This window comes from Mycobacterium sp. 050272 (assembly GCF_039023525.1).
Taxonomy (GTDB): domain Bacteria; phylum Actinomycetota; class Actinomycetes; order Mycobacteriales; family Mycobacteriaceae; genus Mycobacterium.
On the sequence record NZ_JBCHKV010000004.1, the window covers coordinates 194,699 to 214,587 of the forward strand.

The 19,889-nt window shown below is 65.8% G+C and carries 17 protein-coding genes; 10 read left to right on the forward strand and 7 right to left on the reverse strand.

What is annotated here, in order from left to right; translation table 11 throughout:
* Positions 1-69 precede the first annotated feature (69 nt).
* Entirely contained in the window at positions 70-1,434 is a 1,365-nt protein-coding gene (locus AAHS21_RS10880) for a wax ester/triacylglycerol synthase domain-containing protein (RefSeq protein ID WP_342927673.1), read from the forward strand.
* A 213-nt stretch (positions 1,435-1,647) separates the two neighbouring features.
* Entirely contained in the window at positions 1,648-1,944 is a 297-nt protein-coding gene (locus AAHS21_RS10885; RefSeq protein ID WP_342927674.1) for an ANTAR domain-containing protein, read from the forward strand.
* A gap of 146 nt (positions 1,945-2,090) precedes the next feature.
* Here AAHS21_RS10885 and AAHS21_RS10890 read toward each other — a convergent pair whose 3' ends face one another.
* On the reverse strand, positions 2,091-2,837 hold the full coding sequence (locus AAHS21_RS10890; RefSeq protein ID WP_342927675.1) for an IclR family transcriptional regulator: 747 nt from the start codon (positions 2,835-2,837) through the stop codon (positions 2,091-2,093).
* Between the two features lie 66 nt (positions 2,838-2,903).
* Between AAHS21_RS10890 and AAHS21_RS10895 the strand changes: the two genes are divergently transcribed.
* Both AAHS21_RS10895 and AAHS21_RS10900 read left to right on the forward strand, forming a co-directional pair.
* Positions 2,904-4,244 carry an FAD-binding oxidoreductase gene (locus AAHS21_RS10895; RefSeq protein WP_342927676.1) on the forward strand — a complete coding sequence of 447 codons (1,341 nt, stop codon included), beginning with the start codon at positions 2,904-2,906 and terminating at the stop codon, positions 4,242-4,244.
* Positions 4,244-5,059, forward strand: a complete 816-nt coding sequence (locus AAHS21_RS10900) for a hypothetical protein (RefSeq protein ID WP_342927677.1) — start codon at positions 4,244-4,246, stop codon at positions 5,057-5,059. The genes AAHS21_RS10895 and AAHS21_RS10900 overlap by 1 nt, the downstream gene beginning before the upstream one ends.
* A gap of 7 nt (positions 5,060-5,066) precedes the next feature.
* Here the strand turns inward: AAHS21_RS10900 and AAHS21_RS10905 are convergent, their stop codons facing one another.
* Entirely contained in the window at positions 5,067-5,615 is a 549-nt protein-coding gene (locus tag AAHS21_RS10905) for a TetR/AcrR family transcriptional regulator (protein WP_342927678.1), read from the reverse strand.
* A 191-nt stretch (positions 5,616-5,806) separates the two neighbouring features.
* On the opposite strand from AAHS21_RS10905, the gene AAHS21_RS10910 reads away from it, so the two are divergent.
* Positions 5,807-7,021 (forward strand): cytochrome P450, encoded by a 1,215-nt coding sequence (locus tag AAHS21_RS10910; protein ID WP_342927679.1) that lies wholly within the window; start codon positions 5,807-5,809, stop codon positions 7,019-7,021.
* Between the two features lie 7 nt (positions 7,022-7,028).
* Here the strand turns inward: AAHS21_RS10910 and AAHS21_RS10915 are convergent, their stop codons facing one another.
* Positions 7,029-8,834, reverse strand: coding sequence for a DUF4407 domain-containing protein (locus tag AAHS21_RS10915; RefSeq protein ID WP_342927680.1), 1,806 nt, complete (start codon positions 8,832-8,834; stop codon positions 7,029-7,031).
* A gap of 178 nt (positions 8,835-9,012) precedes the next feature.
* Between AAHS21_RS10915 and AAHS21_RS10920 the strand changes: the two genes are divergently transcribed.
* Positions 9,013-9,570 carry a hypothetical protein gene (locus AAHS21_RS10920; protein ID WP_090602139.1) on the forward strand — a complete coding sequence of 186 codons (558 nt, stop codon included), beginning with the start codon at positions 9,013-9,015 and terminating at the stop codon, positions 9,568-9,570.
* Positions 9,571-9,750: 180 nt separating this feature from the next.
* On the opposite strand, the gene AAHS21_RS10925 is transcribed toward AAHS21_RS10920, so the two are convergent.
* A complete protein-coding gene (locus tag AAHS21_RS10925; protein WP_342927681.1) occupies positions 9,751-9,996 on the reverse strand; it encodes a hypothetical protein in 246 nt (81 codons plus the stop codon).
* Between AAHS21_RS10925 and AAHS21_RS10930 the strand changes: the two genes are divergently transcribed.
* The gene (locus tag AAHS21_RS10930; protein ID WP_342927682.1) at positions 9,977-10,168 is read left to right on the forward strand and encodes a hypothetical protein; all 192 of its coding nucleotides are present in this window, start codon (positions 9,977-9,979) and stop codon (positions 10,166-10,168) included. The genes AAHS21_RS10925 and AAHS21_RS10930 overlap by 20 nt on opposite strands.
* Positions 10,169-10,337: 169 nt before the next feature.
* Positions 10,338-10,766, forward strand: coding sequence for an SRPBCC family protein (locus AAHS21_RS10935; protein ID WP_342927683.1), 429 nt, complete (start codon positions 10,338-10,340; stop codon positions 10,764-10,766).
* A gap of 9 nt (positions 10,767-10,775) precedes the next feature.
* On the opposite strand, the gene AAHS21_RS10940 is transcribed toward AAHS21_RS10935, so the two are convergent.
* The 3 genes from AAHS21_RS10940 to malQ all read right to left on the reverse strand — a co-directional run bounded on the left by AAHS21_RS10940 (position 10,776) and on the right by malQ (position 13,769).
* The gene (locus AAHS21_RS10940; RefSeq protein WP_342927684.1) at positions 10,776-11,048 is read right to left on the reverse strand and encodes a LapA family protein; all 273 of its coding nucleotides are present in this window, start codon (positions 11,046-11,048) and stop codon (positions 10,776-10,778) included.
* A 75-nt stretch (positions 11,049-11,123) separates the two neighbouring features.
* A complete protein-coding gene (locus tag AAHS21_RS10945) occupies positions 11,124-11,594 on the reverse strand; it encodes a nuclear transport factor 2 family protein (protein ID WP_342927685.1) in 471 nt (156 codons plus the stop codon).
* A 27-nt stretch (positions 11,595-11,621) separates the two neighbouring features.
* Positions 11,622-13,769 carry a 4-alpha-glucanotransferase gene (gene malQ / locus AAHS21_RS10950; RefSeq protein ID WP_342927686.1) on the reverse strand — a complete coding sequence of 716 codons (2,148 nt, stop codon included), beginning with the start codon at positions 13,767-13,769 and terminating at the stop codon, positions 11,622-11,624.
* A 406-nt stretch (positions 13,770-14,175) separates the two neighbouring features.
* Between malQ and eccB the strand changes: the two genes are divergently transcribed.
* Positions 14,176-15,696, forward strand: a complete 1,521-nt coding sequence (eccB, locus tag AAHS21_RS10955) for a type VII secretion protein EccB (protein ID WP_342927687.1) — start codon at positions 14,176-14,178, stop codon at positions 15,694-15,696.
* Entirely contained in the window at positions 15,693-19,865 is a 4,173-nt protein-coding gene (gene eccCa, locus AAHS21_RS10960) for a type VII secretion protein EccCa (RefSeq protein ID WP_342927688.1), read from the forward strand. Before eccB ends, eccCa begins: the two co-directional genes overlap by 4 nt.
* Positions 19,866-19,889: the final 24 nt, after the last annotated feature.

Sequence of the window (19,889 nt, forward strand, 5' to 3'; positions counted from 1 at the left end):
AAGTCATTGTCTGCCAACAAACTGATGACGACTGCCGCTACGAGTCGTAGGTTTGTGCCGAGGTACATCATGGCCACCTTCATGCGCAATAGCGATGCCTTCACGTGGGCAATGGAAGCCGATCCACGGCTGCGGTCAACCGTGGTCAGCATCGTGTTGCTGGACCGGTCCCCGGACTGGGCGCAGGTGCGTGACCGACTCGACCTGATCAGCAGGAAACTACCGATGTTTCGGCAGCGGGTGGTGGCGTCACCACCGCCGGCCCCACCCCGGTGGGAGTACGTGCGGGACTTCGACCTCGGCTACCACATTCGCCGAACCGCCTGCCCCGGGTCCGGTGAGATCGAGGACGTACTCGAGGTGGCCCGATTGGCCGAGATGCAGGACTTCGACCGGGCGCGGGCGCTTTGGGAGATAACGCTGATCGATGGCCTCAAAGACGGTGGCGCCGCGATGGTCTGCAAGTTCCACCATGCGCTCACCGATGGAGTCGGGGGCGTCCAGATCGCGATGAACCTGTTCAACCTGTCCGAAGAGATCTATCCGCACGAGTCCCTGCCGCCCGAGCCGCAGGGATACGACCCGTCGTTGCTGGGGGATTACCGCGACTCCTGGCGCTACGACGCCGACCTGATGGGCAAGGCGTTGATCGGTGTCGTCAAGACGGCCCCACGGCTGCTGATCGACAGTGTTCGGCGGCCTATTACGACGGCCCGATCCGTGGCGGCGACCACGGCATCGGTCTACCGGACGGTGCGGCCGATAGCCCGGACCGGGTCACCGCTGATTACCGAGCGTGGCCTGATCCGGCGACTCGGTGTCCATGAGGTGCCGAAGTCGCTGCTTCGAGAAGCTGCGCACCGATGCGGGGGCGCGCTGAACGACGCGTTCGTCGCCGGCGTAGCCGGTGGGTTACGGCAATACCACGAGAAACACGGGGTCGAGATCGGCGATCTGCACCTTTCCATGCCGATCAGTCTGCGTACCGCCGCCGACGAGATGGGAGGAAACCGGATCACGCTGATGCGCTTTGACGTGCCGGTGAGCGAGGCCGACCCGGCCGCACGAATCAAGGCGATACACCAGCGCACCGGCGCGGTGCGCGATGAGAGGTCGTTGCCCTATACGCAGTTGATCGCCGGCGCGCTGAACCTGATGCCGCGCTGGTACATCGGTTCGGTACTGCGCCACGTCGACTTCGTGGCCAGCGACGTGCCGGGAGTGCCGGTGCCGGTCTTCCTGGGCGGCGCGGCGGTACGCGCCCAATACGCATTCGGTCCAACGATCGGGGCTTCGGTCAATGTCACGTTGCTGACCTACATCGACACCTGCGCGATCGGCATCAACGTCGATACCGTCGCAATACCCGACTACGACGTCTTCTACGACGCCATCGTCGCGGGGTTTGACGAGTTAAGTTCGCTCGCAACCTAATTCGGTGCGCAATCTCCACCGGCGGAACTACCGGCGCATACCGACACGATCACAAGCACATATCAGTATCGGCGGCGGTATGGCATAACGGCGCCATTCGACAAATCATGGCACAGTGCGCCTTTGAGAATCCCGATCGCGAGTCATGCGTTCTGGCACGGATTCTTGTTCGCTATGCCGAGTAGCGAATTTTCGTTGGGGGCGACAGGAGGTATGAAGAGCATGGCGAACTGGGTTCCCGCACCTTCCTCGTGCGGACCGAACTCCAGCCGCATTCTCGACACCGCGCGGGGGATCATCATCGGACTTCGCCGGTGCCGTTCGGAGACGGCGTTCGACGAATTGCACACTGCGGCACTGCGTCACAAGGTTCCGGTATTCGCGATGGCATGGGCGCTTGTGCACCTGGCCGGCGAAGGCGAAAAAACATCGAGCTTCATCGAGGCACAGTCGGCCGCGCGCCACGAGTGGGGTCAACTGTTCAGCGGAGCAGCAGCACTGAGCTGTTGAGACGTGACCACGATCTTGGCGCGGCCGGGGTCCCTGGGGGGTACCACGGCCGTGCCAACCCACGTCAAGAATCCACCGGGCTGACGCCGACGATCAGGCACTAGCGGCGGTCCGTCGGCGAGTCTTCACCGCCCCTTCACGCGTCGTCAACGACTCCAGGCCGGCGAGTCGGCCGCCGTGCGCAATGCTGCGATGATGCGCTGCTCCTTTTCCAGGAAGCGCTCGGTGGGAGCCGGCACCGAGATGGCGACGACGTTGTCGCCCAACGTCCGTCGGGCGATGGCGGCCGCCGAAATACCCGGGGTGTGTTCGCCCCGGTCGAACGCGATCCCGCTACGCCGGATCTCGGTGATCTCGCGGCGAAGCCGCTCTGCCACGCCGGAACTGAACCGACAGATCATCGCCTCCGCCTCGGTGTCGTCCAGCGCCGCCAGCGCCGCCTTGCCATTCGCGGTCACTTCCAGCGGGAATCGAACACCGACGGCAGAGACCGCGCGGAGCCGGTGTGAGGACTCGATCTGGTCGACGAACCACATCCGCTGGCCGCGCAACAAGGACAAATCGACGGTTTCACCGTCGGTCGCCCGCGCTACCCGTTCGATGGTCGGCCGGAACATCGCCGAGACGTGCGGTCCCGCGGCGCTGCCGAAACCCAGCAAGCGCTCGCCCAGCGAGAAGTGGCCTTGTGAATCCACCCCGGCCAACCCGACTTCCACCAGGCCGACCAGAAGGCGCCGCGCCGTCGATTTGGCCAGTCCGAGCCGCTCACCGAGGTCGACCAGCCGGAGCCGTCCCGGCTCGGCGGCGATCTCGTCCAACGCGGCCGCGGCACGGCGCAGCACCTGGATGCCTTCGTCGCGATTCGTGGGCGAAGCGGGTTCCGTGGGTGCCACACTTCCACTATAGTGTTCCGCAATGCGGACTACCAAGACCCGCAATATGGATCTAAGGAGCGTCAGATGAGTTCGCTACCGGCAGGGCGGCACTTCTTTCGCGGCGACGACGGATACGAAGATGCTCGCCGCGGCACGGTATGGAATCAACGAGTCCCCGCCCGCTACCCGGAGCTGATCGTTGCGGCCGTCGATACCGACGACATCGTCAGCGCGCTGCGCTATGCCAAGGCCAACGGCCTCAAGGTGAACATCCGCTCGGGCGGCCATAGCTGGGCAGCCAATCACTTGCGCGATGGCGCCGTGCTGCTCGACGTCAACCGGATCAATCACGCGAGTATCGATGCCGAAAAGGGCGTCGCGGTCGTCGGCCCCGGCAAGGGCGGCAGCATCCTGATGGCCGAGCTGGAAGCGCAGAATCTCTTCTTTCCCGCCGGGCACTGCAAGGGTGTGTGCGTCGGCGGTTACCTACTCCAGGGGGGATACGGCTGGAACAGCCGGGTCTGGGGCCTGGCGTGCGAGAACGTCATCGGTCTGGATGTGATCACTGCCGAGGGCGAGCAAATCCATTGCGACGCAGACAATCACGCCGACCTGTACTGGGCCGCGCGCGGCGCCGGCCCGGGCTTTTTCGGCGTGGTCACCTCGTTCTACCTGAAGCTGTACCCACGCCCCGGCGCCTGCGGCACCAGTGTGTACGTCTATCCGATCGAGCTCGCCGACGAGATCTTCACGTGGGCGCGCAACGTCAGCGCCGAGGTGGACCGCCGCGTCGAAATGCAGATCGTGGCAAGCAGAAGCGTGCCGAACATGAACATCGAAACGCCGGCCATCACCTTCGCGTCGCCGGCATTCGCCGACACCGAGAAACAGGCCCAGGAAGCACTGTCCATCTTCGGTACGGTGCCCGTTGTCGACAAGGCGCTGGTCGCAATTCCTTACCTGCCAACCGACATGCCCACCTGGTACACCGCCGTGATGAGCAACTACCTGTCCGACCACCGCTACGCCGCCGACAACATGTGGACGTCGGCCTCCGCCGAGGATCTGCTGCCCGGCATTCACAACATCATCGACACGATTCCCGACCACCCGTCGCACTTCCTGTGGCTGAACTGGGGGCCGTCGCCGGCCCGCCCCGACATGGCCTACAGCATCGAAGACGAGGTTTACCTCGCCTTGTACGGCGCCTGGAAGAACGAATCCGACGACGCGAAGTACGGCGACTGGGCGCGCTCCAACATGGCCGCGATGTCGCATCTGGCCACTGGCATTCAGCTGGCCGACGAGAATCTCGGCCAGCGTCCGGCCCGATTCGCCAGTGACGAAGCGATGGCCCGCCTCGATAAGATACGAGCGGCCTACGACCCGGATGGTCTGTTCCATGCGTGGATGGGACGACTCTGATGGCCGGCGACCTTTACCTCGGTTATCGCAACGACGACGCGAACACACCGTTCGGCAAATTCTTCAATCCCGAAATGGCCCCGCTGCCAACACATGTCGTTGAGGCGCTACAGCATGGTCCACAAGGCGGGATGGCAATGCCGGCGTTCGAAGACGCCGCGAGCGTCGCCGAGGTGGGCTACCAGCAAACCGAGAACGGCTACGGCGTCCTCGACGACGGCAGCTATCAGGTGTCGGTACGCACCGATATGCCCGGCGTCACTCCGGCGATGTGGACCTGGTGGTTCGGCTGGCATGGCAGTGACACCCGCCGGTACAAGCTGTGGCATCCACGGGCACACCTGTCCGCGGCCTGGAAGGACGGCTCGAAAGATGCGGACGCCCGTCGAGGTGCCCAGCGCTACATCGGTCGCTGGTCGTTGATCAGCGAGTACATCGGCTCGACGATGCTCAATGGCGCAATCCAATTCGTCGATCCCGCGGAGATGGACTGTCCGCCTGACAGCGAGGATGCGGTGGCGATCTGCGCACGGCTGGGCGCCAGTGACGCTCCGGTGGACGTCGGATGGTTCATCCATCACGTCCGGTCCACGCGGGCCGGATCCGAAATGCGGTCCCGGTTCTGGATGGGCGGGCCGCACATCGCGGTGCGCAACGCTCCCGGAGTTGCCTCAATAGCGCTGCGCCCCATCGCATCTCGTATACTCGGCAACCCGGAAGCCAACGCCCGGAATCTGCTCGTGCATTGCGCGCAGGAGATGAACCACCTGGCCGGATTCCTGCCCGAGCTCCACGGGGCGTTCGGCGACGAGTAACTCGCGTTCAGCCGGCGTAGGCGGGCGCGACGAAACGCTCGACCAGCTGGCGCTCGGCCTCGTCGTCGCCGACGGGCCAGTACATCAACGACAGCACCACGCGGACTACCCATTGCGCGCCCTGCGCATCGCCGTGGGTGAGGCCGGTCAGCTCGGTGGCGAACCCGGCCAATAGCGGTGATCCCGTGAGCCAGGCCATATCGCCGGCTCGCAGCGGACTGATCATCAGCTGATACAGCGGGTCGGCGCGGATCAGCTTGAGCGCCACGGTGATGGCGGTGACGACGCGCTCCGGACCACTCATGGACTCGACGGTCTGGCGCACGGTCTCGACGATGCGCGATGCGGCGCGGGTGATGACCGCATCGCGGATTTCGGCCTTGCCGCCGGCGTAGCGGTAGATGGTGGCCCGCGAACAATGGACACGCTTGGCCAACTCCTCGATGTCGAAGCCGTCCCGCCCCTCTCGAATGATCATCTCGGTGGCGGCCGCATAGATGCGCTCGGTCGCGATTTTGCGGCGGTCGCCCCCGACCAGCCAGTCGTCTCGTGCCACCGATCACCACCTTCGTCGCGAGAAGCGAGAATGCCTTCATCGCACGCTGAGACAAATGAAGGCCTTAATCTCACCATAATCGCAGGTTCGGGTTCACCGTTGAGACAGTCCGATAGGGGAGCGCCGCGTGGCGGCTTTCAACTTTCGGCATGACGTTGACGTGGCGATATCGGTGTTCGCAGGCTGAATCTGTGACAGTCATAGCCCAGGCGGACACGTTCTTCGGCACCGAATCTCTGCAAGATCCTTACCCGCTGTACGAGCGCATGCGCGCCGAGGGGTCGGTGCATCGAATCGCCGGCTCCAACTTCTACGCCGTGTGCGATTGGGATGCCGTCCACGACGTGCTCGCCCGCCCCGAGGATTTTTCAGCCAACCTGACCGCCACGCTGACCTACACCACCGACAGTGGCATCAAGGCCTTCGAGATGGATCCGCTCGGCGGCCCGACGCACGTGCTCGCGACCGCCGACGATCCCGCCCACGCCGTGCACCGCAAGCTGGTGGTGCGCCAGTTGGCGGCCCGACGGATCCGCGCGATCGAGCGATTCGCGTCCGACACGGCGGAGCGGTTGTGGAACGAGGCGCTGAGCGACGGGCGCGTCGAATGGATGGATGCCATGGCCAACCGGCTGCCGATGATGGTGGTTGCAGAGCTGATCGGGGTCCCCACGACCGATGCCGCGCAGCTGATGAAGTGGGGGTACGCGGCGACCCAAATGGTCGAAGGGCTGGTCAGCGACGAACAGCTGGCCGCCGCGGGAGTCGGCGTCATGGAACTCAGCCAATACATCAACCAGCAATTCGACCTCGCCGCCGCCGATCCCCGGGACAATCTGTTGGGCGAGCTTGCCGTCGCCTGCGCCTCCGGCGAGGTGGAGGCCTTCGCCGCACAGGCCATGATGGTGATCTTGTTCGCCGCGGGGGGAGAGTCCACGGCGTCGTTGTTGGGCAGTGCGGCCTGGATTCTCGCGAACCGCCCCGACATCCAGCAACAGGTGCGCGAAAACCCAGCGCTGCTAACGGCATTCATCGAGGAGACACTGCGCTACGAGCCGCCGTTTCGGGGCCATTACCGACATGTGCGAAACGACACCGTGCTGGCCGGCACCGAGCTGCCCGCCGATTCGCATCTGTTGCTCTTGTGGGGTGCGGCCAACCGGGATCCGGCCCACTTCGACAGGCCGGGGGAGTTCCTGCTGAATCGCGCCGAAACCAAGGGGCACATCAGTTTTGGCAAAGGCGCACACTTCTGCGTCGGGGCCGCGCTGGCGCGCCTGGAAGCCACCATCGTATTGCGAATGTTGTTGGATCGGACCTCGACGATCGCGCAGGCCGACGTCGGACGTTGGCTGCCCAGTCTTCTCGTGCGTCGTCTCGAACGACTGGAGCTGGCCGTCGGCTGATTCGCCGCTATTTACCGGGCGGAAGTTGGCGTGGCCCTTCGGGTGGGCGAAGCTGGCGCGGGCCCTCCCGGTGCGACAACTCCGGTGTGCGATCGCTGTCCGCGGGCGCCAGCGGACGGCCGTCGGCGCCCTCGACGCGCAGTTCCGCAGCGCGGTGCTGACCCACGCGCTGGGCTGGGTGGTCGTGCGTGTCGTGGTGCTCGCGCGCGGAGGCGATCCGTTCGGGGCGCTGCGCATCGGTTGTCGACGAGCGCGGCTCGCCCGGGCCAGAGCTCTGCGCGTCGAACGTGACTTTGCGAGAGCGCCTGAGCGCGAACGTGATCTCCTCGACCTCTTCGAACACCTGGCGCGCGGTGCGCAGCGGTGCGGTGGTGTTGTCGATGGCCCGCGCGACGAAGGACGGCACCAGAGGACGAATCCAGCGCGCCGCGGCCCTGGTGGCGCCTGGGATCGACGGGATGGCTGAAGTGGTGGGCTCGTCCGGGACTTCAACCGCGCCGGCCGGTTCGACCTCCGCCGGTAGATTTTTCACCGTCGGCGTTACATCGGCATGGGAAGCCGTTGTGCCGGAGGGTAATTCAGCGGTAGCCCGACTGGCGGCTTCCGCCTCGGCGGCGATCGGCAGGTAAATGTCTTCCTGCACCGGTTCGAAGGCCCGCACCGGCGGCGCGGGGCGCGGGCCCTCGACGGCTTCGGTGACTCGACGGCGCTGCTGCTCCCGGTCGATCTCGGTTTGTGCCTCGATGGCCAGCCGAGCCTGAGTGAGTTGGTGCTCGGCCCAAAGGATTTCGGCTTCGCGGCGAACCTGGGCGCGCTTGATCGCGATTGCGGTATCCGCGTCGAGTTCGGCGCGCTCACGTTCCGCCCGAGCGGTCGCGTGGCGATCGTGTGTGGTCTCACCGCGCCACACCCGCAGAATCAGGGGAAGCAAATACACCAACACGAAAAACGCGATGGTCAGCAAGCGCAACACCATCGCCCCGGCGCTGCCGAAGGTGAGCTCGTTCATCGCGATCCAGCGCGCGCCGAGACCGCCCGGGCCAGCATCGGCAAGCACCCGTTCGCGGGCATCGTTGACGGCCTGCTCCTCGCGGGAAATCGAGGCGTCCAACGTGGGTGCTTGGGCCTGGCGGGCCGCCAACGCGTTGTCCAACTCACGCTGCGCGTCGGCGAGAACCTGGTTGGCCGTTCGGGTTTCGGGCCCGGCACCGGGATCGCCGGTGATGCGGGTCTGTGGGCACGCCGGGCTCGGGTGGTATTCGCAGCGCGCGATTACCAGGGCGTTGTCCTGGCCGTTGCGGGCCTGGGTGACCGCGTCGTCGAGCCCGCTGCGCGCCGCACGGGTGCGTTGCAGGGCTGCCGACGCCTGCGCGACGGCCGGCGCCGAGTCGGCGCTATGCAGCGCCCGGTCCTCGAGATGGTGATCGATCGAGCGGGAAAACACCACGAGCGCGGCGAGATCGCCGACGACAACGCCGACCGTCGCCGCAACGACCACCCGTCCCGCGATGCCGGGCCAGCCGCGGCGCGGGCCGCTGGCGACGCCGCGCGTCACCGCCCCAACCAGCAGGCCGAAGACGAGGGTCAGCGCGACGATCGCGATCAGTGGCCAGCGTGCCGACGCGTTAACCGCCAACGCCGCGACCAGCCAGGCCAGCACGGCTCCGAACAGCACCACTGCACCCGCGACGGCGTGGGTGGACCGCTCGTGACGTTCACTCAACTCGCGCCAGTGCCCGCCACCAAGCCAGGCGAGTACCCCCTCGACCCGGGAGACGGCTGAGCGCGGCTCAATCGATTCGTGGGCGCCCATCAGACTCCAACACCTCCGTCGTCAAGCGTCCCAGGCCGTCGGCCGACACACCGAATCGAAGCGCCGACGTGTGGCGTTGTTCACAAAGCGATCCCGCAGCGGCGGATAAGGGTCAAATTCCTGCGACGCGGACAGATCAGCGAAGCTTCCGGCAAATGCCGTGAGACGGTATAAGCCTATGCAAAACCACGACTACGTCACCTACGAAGAATTCGGACGCAGATTCTTCGAGGTCGCCGTCACCCCCGAGCGCGTCGCCGCCGCGTTCGCCGATATCGCCGGCAACGAATTCGCGATGGAGCCGATTGCCCAGGGACCCGGCGGGATTGCCAAGGTCAGTGCGAACGTCAAGATCCAAGACCCGCGGGTCACGCGACGCTTGGGTGACAGCATCACATTCGTCGTTCACATTCCGCTCTCGATTGATCTGCTGCTGGATCTGCGGCTCGACAAGCAGCGTTTCCAGGTCTCCGGTGACATCGCGTTGCGCGCGACCGCACGGGCGGCCGAGCCGCTGATCCTGATCGTCGACGTCGCGAAACCGCGGCCCTCCGATATCACCGTCAATGTGTCGTCGAAGTCGTTCCGCGGCGAGATACTGCGCATCCTGGCCGGTGTCGACGGAGAGATTCGCCGATTCATCGCCCAATACGTCGCCGACGAAATCGATGCGCCCCATTCGCAGGCCGCACAGGTCATCGACGTCGAAGAGAAGTTGAACGAGGCCTGGCCGTAGTCGACGCACCGGCGCCGGTGCGCACCGATCAGCTGTCACCAGTGGCCGACCCGCAACTCGGGCAAACGAAATGAACCGTTAAAAGCGGACCGGCGAATTAGTCACACCGCAAAGAGCGGTGGGTTAGTCTACGGCCGTGCGATACCCATTTCAGCCTGATAGTCCGGTTACATAGGAGGTTCACATGGCCCATCGGTGGTTACTTGCGGCAACGCTGATCGCGGGATTGGCGATCTCGGGCTGTTCGTCCGGCAGCAAAACGACGAGTCCGTCCGGTTCGTCGACGAAGAGTTCCACCTCAGCGTCCGCCACATCGAGCTCCTCGACGAGTGAAACCACCGAGGCGGCACCATCAACCACGCTGGACACCAGCCAGTGCGTCGATGTCACCGGCGCGAACGCCGACTTGCTGACCGCGTCAGACAACGCTGCCGCTCGCAAAGCCGCCGACACCCTCGAGAAGTACAACCCGCCGGCCAAGGTCAAGGACGCCATCGAACATTTCGTCACCACCGGCGGTGCTCACTTCGATGACCCGGACTACACGAAAAACAACAAACTCGTCAGCGACTGGGTAAAAGGCGTCTGCCCGACGTAACGACCGGAATCAGCTCAGCACGGGCAAATTGCTTCCGGGGCCCACCGCGGCCCCGAAAGCGTGCCGGCCGGCCGACGCGGTGACACAGCGCGCGTTTTGCGGTTCCCCGGGCGCGGGTATGTAGAACCTCGACTGAACGCTCAGGACGGCTCAAGAGGAGCGACAAACTTTGGCGCAAGTAGATGTTTCGACGACGTCGGATCTGGACCCCGGGGCCGCCTGGAAACTGGCGTCCGATCTGGGTCGATTCGAGGAGTGGATGACGATCTTCGCCGGCTGGCGCGGCGAAATGCCGTCGACGATCGAGCAGGGCACCAAAGTCTCGTCGTGCATCAAGGTCAAAGGATTCCGCAACGTCGTGCACTGGACGGTGACTCGCTACGACGAACCCAAATCGATCGAGCTGCAAGGCCGCGGTCGGGGTGGGATTCGGATCACCGTGGCGATGGACGTGACCGACACCGCGCCGGGATCCATCTTTCATTTGAACGCCGACATCGGTGGCGGGGTGCTCAGCGGGCCGGTCGGCAAGGTTGTGGCGCGCGTGCTGCGTACCGATGTGCGCACGTCGGTAGAAAATCTGGCCGCTCTGCAGTAGGCGCGGGCCTCACCGCGCGGGGTGGCTTGCGAGCCATTCCCGTTCCGCCTGGCGGATTCGCCTGCCGTCCGTGGCAAGCCAATCCAGGCCGACGCCCAACGCCATCAGTCCGACAATTGCGGCCGAGAGCCCAATGCCGATCTCGCCCAGCGCAAATCCGGTGACGGATACCACCAGCGCGATCACCGCCGCCCCGACCACGAGTGTGCCGGGCGTTCGCACGGATTGCTGCGGCAGTCCAGACCGAACCTCGTCGATCGAGCTGTGGCTGTTGTGGTCCATGCAGACGCGGCTACCCGAAACGCCGAGTGGCCAAACGACTTCGGCGCCCGGACCGTCGATCCGGGGTGAGAGCGTTCATTCCGAATCCCACGACAACAATCGACGCACCGGCCGCGTCTCGATGGCATTAACGGTCAGCAGTCGGCGCCTGATGCACCACCCCGAGTCCGTGGACTCGTACTCGTCGTCGTAGCGCAAATGCCAAGCCGCGTCGAATACCTCATTGTCGCGCCGAGTCCAATGATGGGCGACGCACGCGATCCGGCCGCGCGCAGTGCCAGGACGCGGCCCGTCGTCGTACACCTCGCCGACGATCGCGTGTTCGGTGCGGGCCACTGCGGCCACCGCGGCCACCGCCTGCGTGATGGCCGACCGGCCCCGATGCACATGAAGCGGCGTCAACGCGGCCGGCGGCTCAGGCACGACCAGCTCGGCATCGGTCGCGAAAAGTGTTGCCACGGCATCGAATTGACGGTTGTCGACCCCGGCCGCATAGCGGTGCACCACGTCGCTGAGTGCGGATCGATCGTTCGCGGAGAGCGTCATGGCACCTGAAGCTAACACCGAGCGCGGTCAGATGGTTGGCGGTGCCAGCGCGGCGCGTACCGCGTCGGCCAGCGTGGCGACCCGGCGACTGGTAAATACGTCCTCGAGCATCACCGGCTTACCGTCGGGCCCGGTCAACGGAACCCGCCAGTTGGGATACTCGTCGGTGGTACCGGGCTGATTCTGGGTTCGGCGATCGCCGACCGCGTCGGTCAGCGCCACGCCCAATAACCGGGACGGCGTGCGGCCCAGGTAGCGGTAGAGGGCGAGGACGATCTGTTCGGGGTCAGCGTCGGGGTCGTGCTCGCCGAGCAACCCCACTCGGCGCAGCTCGGCCATCCAGGCCGCCAATTCCGCCCGGTCGGACTCGAGCTCTTCGCTGACGGGCCGGGTCAGCAATCCCAGCGACTCGCGCAGCCGGACATGGTCGCCGGCCAGGTAACCGGCGGTCGGTGGCAGATCGTGGGTGGTGACCGACGACAGGCAGTACTCGCGCCAGCGTTCGGCGGGCAGCGGACCGCCGGTCCCGTCGCGGTCGAGCTCGAACCAGAGAATCGAGGTGCCCAGCAGTCCCCGGAGTAAGAGGTAGTCGCGGACCCACGGTTCGACGGTGCCGAGGTCCTCGCCGACGACCAGGGCACCGGCGCGATGCGCCTCCAGTGCGACGATGCCGACCATTGCCTCGTGGTCGTAGCGCACATAGGTACCTTCGTCCGGCGGTGCGCCCGCGGGGATCCACCACAGCCGGAACAACCCAATGATGTGGTCGATCCGTACCCCACCGGCATGCCGCAACACCGCCTGAATCAGCGCGCGGAACGGCCGGTACTCCTGTTCCTCCAGTCGGTCGGGGCGCCATGGCGGCTGTGACCAATCCTGGCCGAGCTGATTGAACTCGTCGGGCGGCGCGCCCGCTGTCACCCCCAGGGCCAGCACATCTTGCAGAGCCCAGGCGTCGGCCCCGTTCGGATGCACGCCGACCGCCAGGTCGTGCATGATGCCCAACGACATGCCGGCCCGCACCGCCTGCGACTGTGCCGCGGCGAGTTGTTCGTCGATCTGCCATTGCAACCAGCGGTGGAAATCGACCGCCTCCGCGTGCTTTTCGGCGAACCGGGCGACGCCGATCGCGGTCGGATGCTGTAGGAATTCCGGCCAGCAATGCCAGTCGCCGCCGTATTTTTCGGCCAGCGCGCACCAGACGGCGAAGTCGTCGAGCGCGCTGCCTTCACGCTCGCAGAAGGCGGCATAGGCCAGCTCCCGGCCCGCGGACCGCGGTATCCGGTAAATCAGCTTCAGCGCCTCCCGCTTGGCCTTCCACGCCTTGTCGCGGTCGATGGCATCGAGCCGTGCGGCGTGCTGTTGGACCTCGTCGCGAAGCCGCCGCAACCGGCCACGCTTGGCCAGGTCGGCGAATTCGGGGATGGACTCGACGCGTATGTAAAGCGGGTTGAAGAAGCGGCGTGACGTCGGAAGATAGGGCGAAGGTTCCATCGGGATCGTCGGGGTGGCCGCGTGCAGCGGGTTGACCAACAGGTAGTCGGCCCCGTGCCGCGACGCCGACCAGACGGCCAGGTCGGTCAGGTCGGTCAGGTCGCCGATGCCCCACGACTGCTCAGATCGCACGCTGTAGAGCTGGGTGGCCAAGCCCCAGGCCCGACGCGCGCCGAGTTGCTCGGGCAGTCCGAGCCAGTCGGGTGTCACGATCAGCGCGGCGCTGGTTTCGATACCTCTGGATCGCAGATGCAAACGGTGGTAGCCCAGTGGCAGATCCGTCGGCAGCACAAAGCTCGCTTCGCCGACCCATCGCCCGTCCAGATTGAACGGCGGCGTGAAGTTGTCGACCTGCTGCACGCCGCCGTGCACGGTCCCGTCCTCGAGCCGCAACAAGACTTCGGCGGGATCGCCGTGGGTTACGTGCACCCAGAACCGCGTCGGGGCGCCGGTGCGGGCGACGATTGTCGCCGGCAGTTGACGCGACCAATAGGTGCGCAGCTGCTTGGCCAGGGCCTCGTTGCGATCCTGCTCGGTGCCTGCCTCGACGCCGAGAGCGGCGAGCACGGCGATCAGCGTGCTCTCCGATATCTGAGCCTGGCGGCCCGCCCAGTCCTCGTACCACGTGGAAATGCCGAATCGGCCGGCCAGTTCGACCAACGAAGGTGCGAGCTCAGTCATGCCGCTCATCTTGCTGCCAAACGTCGCCCGGCACGACGCGAGCCGGGCGACTAGCGCCGCCGATGTTGCTGGCGCCGACTAGTCAGCAGGTCAGCGGAGCGTCGGGGTCTCGCTTGCTCGACAGGACGGGTTGGCCGTGCGCGGCTACGATCCCAGTGAAGAGATGAGTAGTCCAGCCGGGGGATCCAGTGGGGAACAGGGAAACTGCCAGCTCAGCGACGTTTGCCGGCGCTGGGCGAGTTGGCGATGCCGTTTGACGCCGGCCGGATTGATGGACGTGACGAGGCTTTGAAGTGAACGCCACATTGCGCTACATGGCGAGGTCATTGCGGGTGGCTTACGGTTATCGATGTGATTCGCGTGCTGGACGTTGTCCAGGCGTTCTAACAGACCGGATGGTGAATTAGTGGCGGAAGAGAGTCGCGGGCAGCGCGGCTCGGGGTACGGCCTCGGGCTATCGACGCGCACCCAGGTGACCGGCTATCAGTTCCTTGCTCGGCGAACCTCGATGGCACTGACCCGCTGGCGGGTCCGGATGGAGGTCGAGCCGGGACGGCGCCAGACCTTGGCCATCGTGGCGTCGGTCTCCGCAGCGGTGGTGATCTGCCTGGGCGCCCTGCTGTACTCCTTCATCAGCCCGGCCGGTCAGGTGGGGGATTCGCCGATCATCGCCGACCGCGACTCCGGTGCGCTTTACGTCCGGGTGGGCGACAAGCTGTACCCGGCGCTGAACCTGGCCTCGGCCAGATTGATCACCGGACGCCCCGACAACCCGCACCTGGTGCGCTCCAGTCAGATCGCCAACGTCCCGCGTGGCCCGATGGTGGGCATCCCCGGCGCGCCGTCGACCTTCGGCCCCAAGACCCCGTCCCAGTCGTCGTGGCTGATCTGCGACACAGTCGCCGGCTCGACCGGCGTCGGCGCGCCCTCGGGTGTGACCGTGACGGTGATCGACGGCACGCCGGACCTCAGTAACCGCCGCCACGTATTGAACGGCTCCGACGCCGTGGTGTTGAGCTACAGCGGCGACACCTGGGTAATCCGGGAAGGACGCCGATCGCGGATCGACGCGGCCAACCGCTCCGTGCTGTTGCCGCTCGGCTTGACTCCGGAACAAATCAGCATGGCAAAGCCGATGAGCCGCGCCTTGTACGACGCGTTGCCGGTGGGCCCCGAGCTGACGGTTCCCGAGGTACAGAACGCGGGCAGCGCGGCGACCTTCCCCAACGCGCCCGGTCCGGTGGGAACGATCCTGGTCACGCCGCAAATCAGTGGGCCCCAACAGTATTCGCTGGTCTTGCCCGAAGGTGTGCAGACGCTGCCGCCGTTGGTCGCGCAGATCATGCAGAATGCCGGCGGTGCCAACAACAGCAAGCCGGTGACCGTGGAGCCGGCGGCGTTGGCCAAGATGCCGGTGGTCAACAAGCTGGACCTGTCGTCGTACCCGGACAACCCGTTGAATGTCACGGATTTGCGCGAGAATCCGGCCACCTGCTGGTGGTGGGAGAAGACCAGCGGAGAGAATCGGGCCCGCATCCAGGTCATCTCCGGACCGACCATCCCGGTGTCGCAGTCCGAGTCGAAAAAGATTGTCTCGCTGGTGAAGTCGGACACCACCGGCCGCACCGCCGACCAGGTCTACTTCGGTCCTAACTTCGCCAACTTCGTGGCCGTCACCGGCAACGATCCCGGCGCTAAAACCACCGAATCGCTATGGTGGGTGACGGATGCCGGCGCCCGATTCGGTGTCGACGACACCCGCGAAGTGCGTGAGGCGTTGGGTTTGCAAACCAACCCGAGCCTGGCGCCGTGGGTCGCGCTCCGGCTCCTTCCGCAGGGCCCGACGCTGTCGCGGGCTGATGCGCTGGTGGAGCACGACACCCTCCCGATGGATATGTCCCCTGCAGAGTTGGTGGTACCGAAGTGAAGCGTGGATTCGCCCGGCCGACGCCGGAGAAGCCTCCGGTCATCAAGCCGGAAAATATCGTCCTGCCGACACCGCTGAGCATTCCGCCGCCAGAGGGCAAGCCGGTGTGGTTGGTCGTAGTCGGCGTTCTGGTGATCGGCCTGATGATCGGCATGGTCGCCATGGTGTTCAGCAGCGGCTCTCGCGTGTTCGGCGGTGCCGGCGCGATTTTCCCGATCTTCATGATCGGCGGTGTCGCGATGATGATGTTCGGCGGCCGGTTCGGTGGCCAGCAGCAGATGAGCCGCCCGAAGCTCGACTCGATGCGCGCCCAGTTCATGCTGATGCTGGACATGCTGCGGGAGACCGCCCACGAGTCGGCCGACAGCATGGACGCCAACTACCGCTGGTTCCACCCGGCTCCCGACACGCTCAGCGCGGCGGTGGGATCCCCGCGGATGTGGGAGCGCAAGCCTGACGGTAAGGACCTCAACTTCGGTGTGGTCCGCGTCGGCGTGGGTATGACGCGTCCCGAGGTGACCTGGGGTGAGCCCCAGAACATGCCGACCGATATCGAGCTGGAGCCCGTAACCGGTAAGGCGCTTCAGGAATTCGGTCGCTATCAAAGCGTCGTATACAACCTGCCCAAGATGGTTTCGCTGCTCGTGGAACCGTGGTACGCGCTGATCGGTGAGCGCCCGCAGGTATTGGGGTTGATGCGTGCGATCATCTGTCAGCTCGCGTTCTCCCATGGCCCCGACCATGTGCAGATGGTCGTGGTCAGTTCGGACCTGGATGAATGGGATTGGGTCAAGTGGTTGCCGCACTTCGGTGATTCGCGGCGCCAGGACGCGGCGGGTAATGCCCGGATGGTCTACAGCTCGGTGCGCGAGTTCGCCGCCGAGCAAGCCGAATTGTTCGCCGGCCGTGGCTCGTTCACGCCTCGCCACGCCAGCTCGTCGGCCCAGACGCCGACGCCGCACACGGTGATTATCGCCGATGTCGTTGACCCACAATGGGAATACGTGATCAGCGCGGAAGGTGTCGACGGCGTCACCTTCTTCGACCTGACCGGTTCTTCGATGTGGACGTCGGTCCCGGAGCGGACGCTGCGGTTCGACGACAAGGGCGTGATCGAGGCATTGCCTCGAGACCGCGACACCTGGATGGTGATCGACGACAAGCCGTGGTTCTTCGCCCTGACCGACCAGATCAGCTCCGCCGAGGCTGAGGAATTCAGCCAGAAGCTGGCGCACTGGCGCCTTGCGGAGGCCTACGAGGAGATCGGCCAACGGGTCGCGCACATCGGCGCGCGGGACATCTTGGCCTACTACGGGGTTGACGATCCCGGTGACATCGACTTCGACGCGTTGTGGGGTGCCCGCACCGACACGATGGGCCGCTCGCGGTTGCGGGTGCCGTTCGGTAACCGCTCCGATAACGGCGAGCTGCTGTTCCTGGACATGAAATCACTGGACGAAGGCGGCGACGGCCCCCACGGTGTCATGTCCGGAACGACCGGTTCCGGTAAGTCGACGCTGGTGCGCACCGTGATCGAGTCGCTGATGCTCGCCCACCCGCCCGAGGAGCTTCAGTTCGTCTTGGCCGACCTCAAGGGTGGATCGGCGGTTAAGCCATTCGCCGGGGTGCCACACGTTTCGCGGATCATCACCGACCTGGAGGAAGACCAGGCGTTGATGGAGCGCTTCCTCGACGCGTTGTGGGGCGAGATCGCCCGCCGCAAGGCGGTTTGCGACAACGCCGGGGTCGACGACGCCAAGGAATACAACTCGGTGCGCTCGCGGATGCGCGCCCGCGGACAGGACATGCCGCCGCTGCCGATGCTCGTGGTGGTTATCGACGAGTTCTACGAGTGGTTCCGCATCATGCCCACCGCGGTCGACGTCCTCGACTCGATCGGCCGGCAGGGACGCGCTTACTGGATCCACCTGATGATGGCGTCACAGACCATCGAGAGCCGCGCCGAAAAGCTCATGGAGAACATGGGTTACCGGTTGGTGCTGAAAGCGCGTACCGCCGGAGCGGCGCAGGCCGCTGGTGTGCCCAACGCCGTAAACCTGCCCGCGCAAGCCGGTCTGGGTTACTTCCGTCGCAGCCTCGAGGACATCGTCCGCTTCCAGGCGGAGTTCCTGTGGCGTGACTACTACTCCCGCGGGATCACCATCGACGGCGACGACGCGCCCGTGCTGGTGCACAGTATCGATTACATTCGCCCGCAGCTGTTCACCAACTCGTTCACCCCGCTGGAGGTCACCGAGGCCGGGCCGGACATCGAGCCGTCGCCGATCCTGGGCAACGGCCAGGTGCACGAGGTCGACGGCGCCGAGAGCGAAGACGAAGACAACGAAGGCATCAGGACGCCGAAGGTCGGCACGGAGATCATCAACCAGCTCCGCAAGATCGACTTTGAGCCGTACCGGTTGTGGCAGCCGCCGCTGACCCAGCCCGTCGCGATCGATGAATTGGTCAACCGGTTCCTTGGCCACCCCTGGGACCAGGACTACGGCTCGTCAAAGGACCTGGTGTTCCCGATCGGGATCATCGACCGGCCGTTCAAGCACGACCAGCCGCCGTGGACGGTGGACACCTCCGGGCCGGGCGCCAACGTGCTGATCCTGGGTGCCGGTGGTGCAGGCAAGACCACGGCCCTGCAGACGCTGATCTGCTCGGCCGCGCTGACCCACACCCCCGAGCAGATCCAGTTCTACTGCCTGGCCTACAGCAGTACCGCGTTGACCACGGTCGCGCGTCTGCCGCACGTGGGTGAGGTGGCCGGCCCGACCGATCCTTACGGCGTGCGCCGGACGGTGGCCGAACTGCTGGCGCTGGTGCGCGAGCGCAAGCGCAGCTTCCTCGAGTACGGGATCGCGTCGATGGACGTGTTCCGGCGCCGCAAGTTCGGTGGCGAGGCCGGTCCGGTGCCCAACGACGGCTTCGGCGACGTCTACCTGGTGATCGACAACTACCGGGCACTGGCCGAGGAAAACGAGGTCCTGATCGAGCAGGTGAACCAGATCATCAACCAGGGCCCCTCGTTCGGGGTGCACGTGGTGGTCACCGCCGATCGCGAATCCGAGCTGCGGCCACCGGTCCGTAGCGGGTTCGGGTCCCGCGTCGAGCTGCGCCTGGCCGCCGTCGAAGATGCCAAGCTGGTGCGATCCCGGTTCGCCAAAGATGTCCCGGTCAAGCCCGGGCGCGGCATGGTGGCCGTCAACTACGTCCGACTCGACAGCGACCCGCAGGCGGGCCTGCACACGTTGGTGGCCCGGCCCGCGCTGGCCAATACCCCCGACAAGATCTTCGAGTCCGACAGTGTGGTCGCGGCCGTCAGCAGGCTCGCGAGCGGGCAGGCGCCACCGGTGCGCCGTCTGCCGGCACGGTTCGGTGTGGAGCAGGTGCGGGAGCTGGCTGCCCGCGACCACCGCCAGGGTGTTGGCGTCGGCGGAATCGCCTGGGCCATCTCCGAATTGGACCTGGCGCCGGTCTACCTGAACTTCAACGAGAACGCGCACTTGATGGTGACGGGCCGACGCGAATGTGGGCGTACCACGACGCTGGCCACGATCATGTCCGAGATCGGCCGGCTGTATGCCCCGGGCTCGAGCACCGCGCCGACGCCCCCGGAGGGCAAGCCCTCGGCGCAGGTCTGGCTGGTCGACCCGCGTCGTCAGCTGCTGACGGTCCTGGGCACCGAGTATGTGGAGAAGTTCGCCTACAACCTCGACGGTGTCCAGGCGCTGGTGGGCGAGCTGGCCGCGGTCCTGGCCGCTCGCCAGCCTCCGCCGGGACTATCCGCCCAGGAGTTGCTGTCGCGGTCGTGGTGGAGCGGTCCGGAGATCTTCCTGATCGTCGACGACGTCCAGCAACTGCCGCCGGGCTTCGATTCGCCGCTGCACCAGATCGCTCCGTGGGTGACCCGGGCCGCCGACGTCGGCCTGCACGTCTTCGTCACCCGGACGTTCGGTGGTTGGTCGTCGGCGGGCAGCGACCCGATTCTGCGGGCCCTGCACCAGGCCAATACTCCGCTGCTGGTGATGGACGCCGACCCGGACGAAGGCTTCATTCGCGGCAAGATGAAGGGTGGCCCGCTGCCCCGTGGTCGAGGCCTGCTGATGGCCGAGGACACCGGTGTGTTCGTCCAGGTGGCGGCAACCGAGGTCAACAAGTAGAGCAGCAGCCGCTGAGTTGGGCTT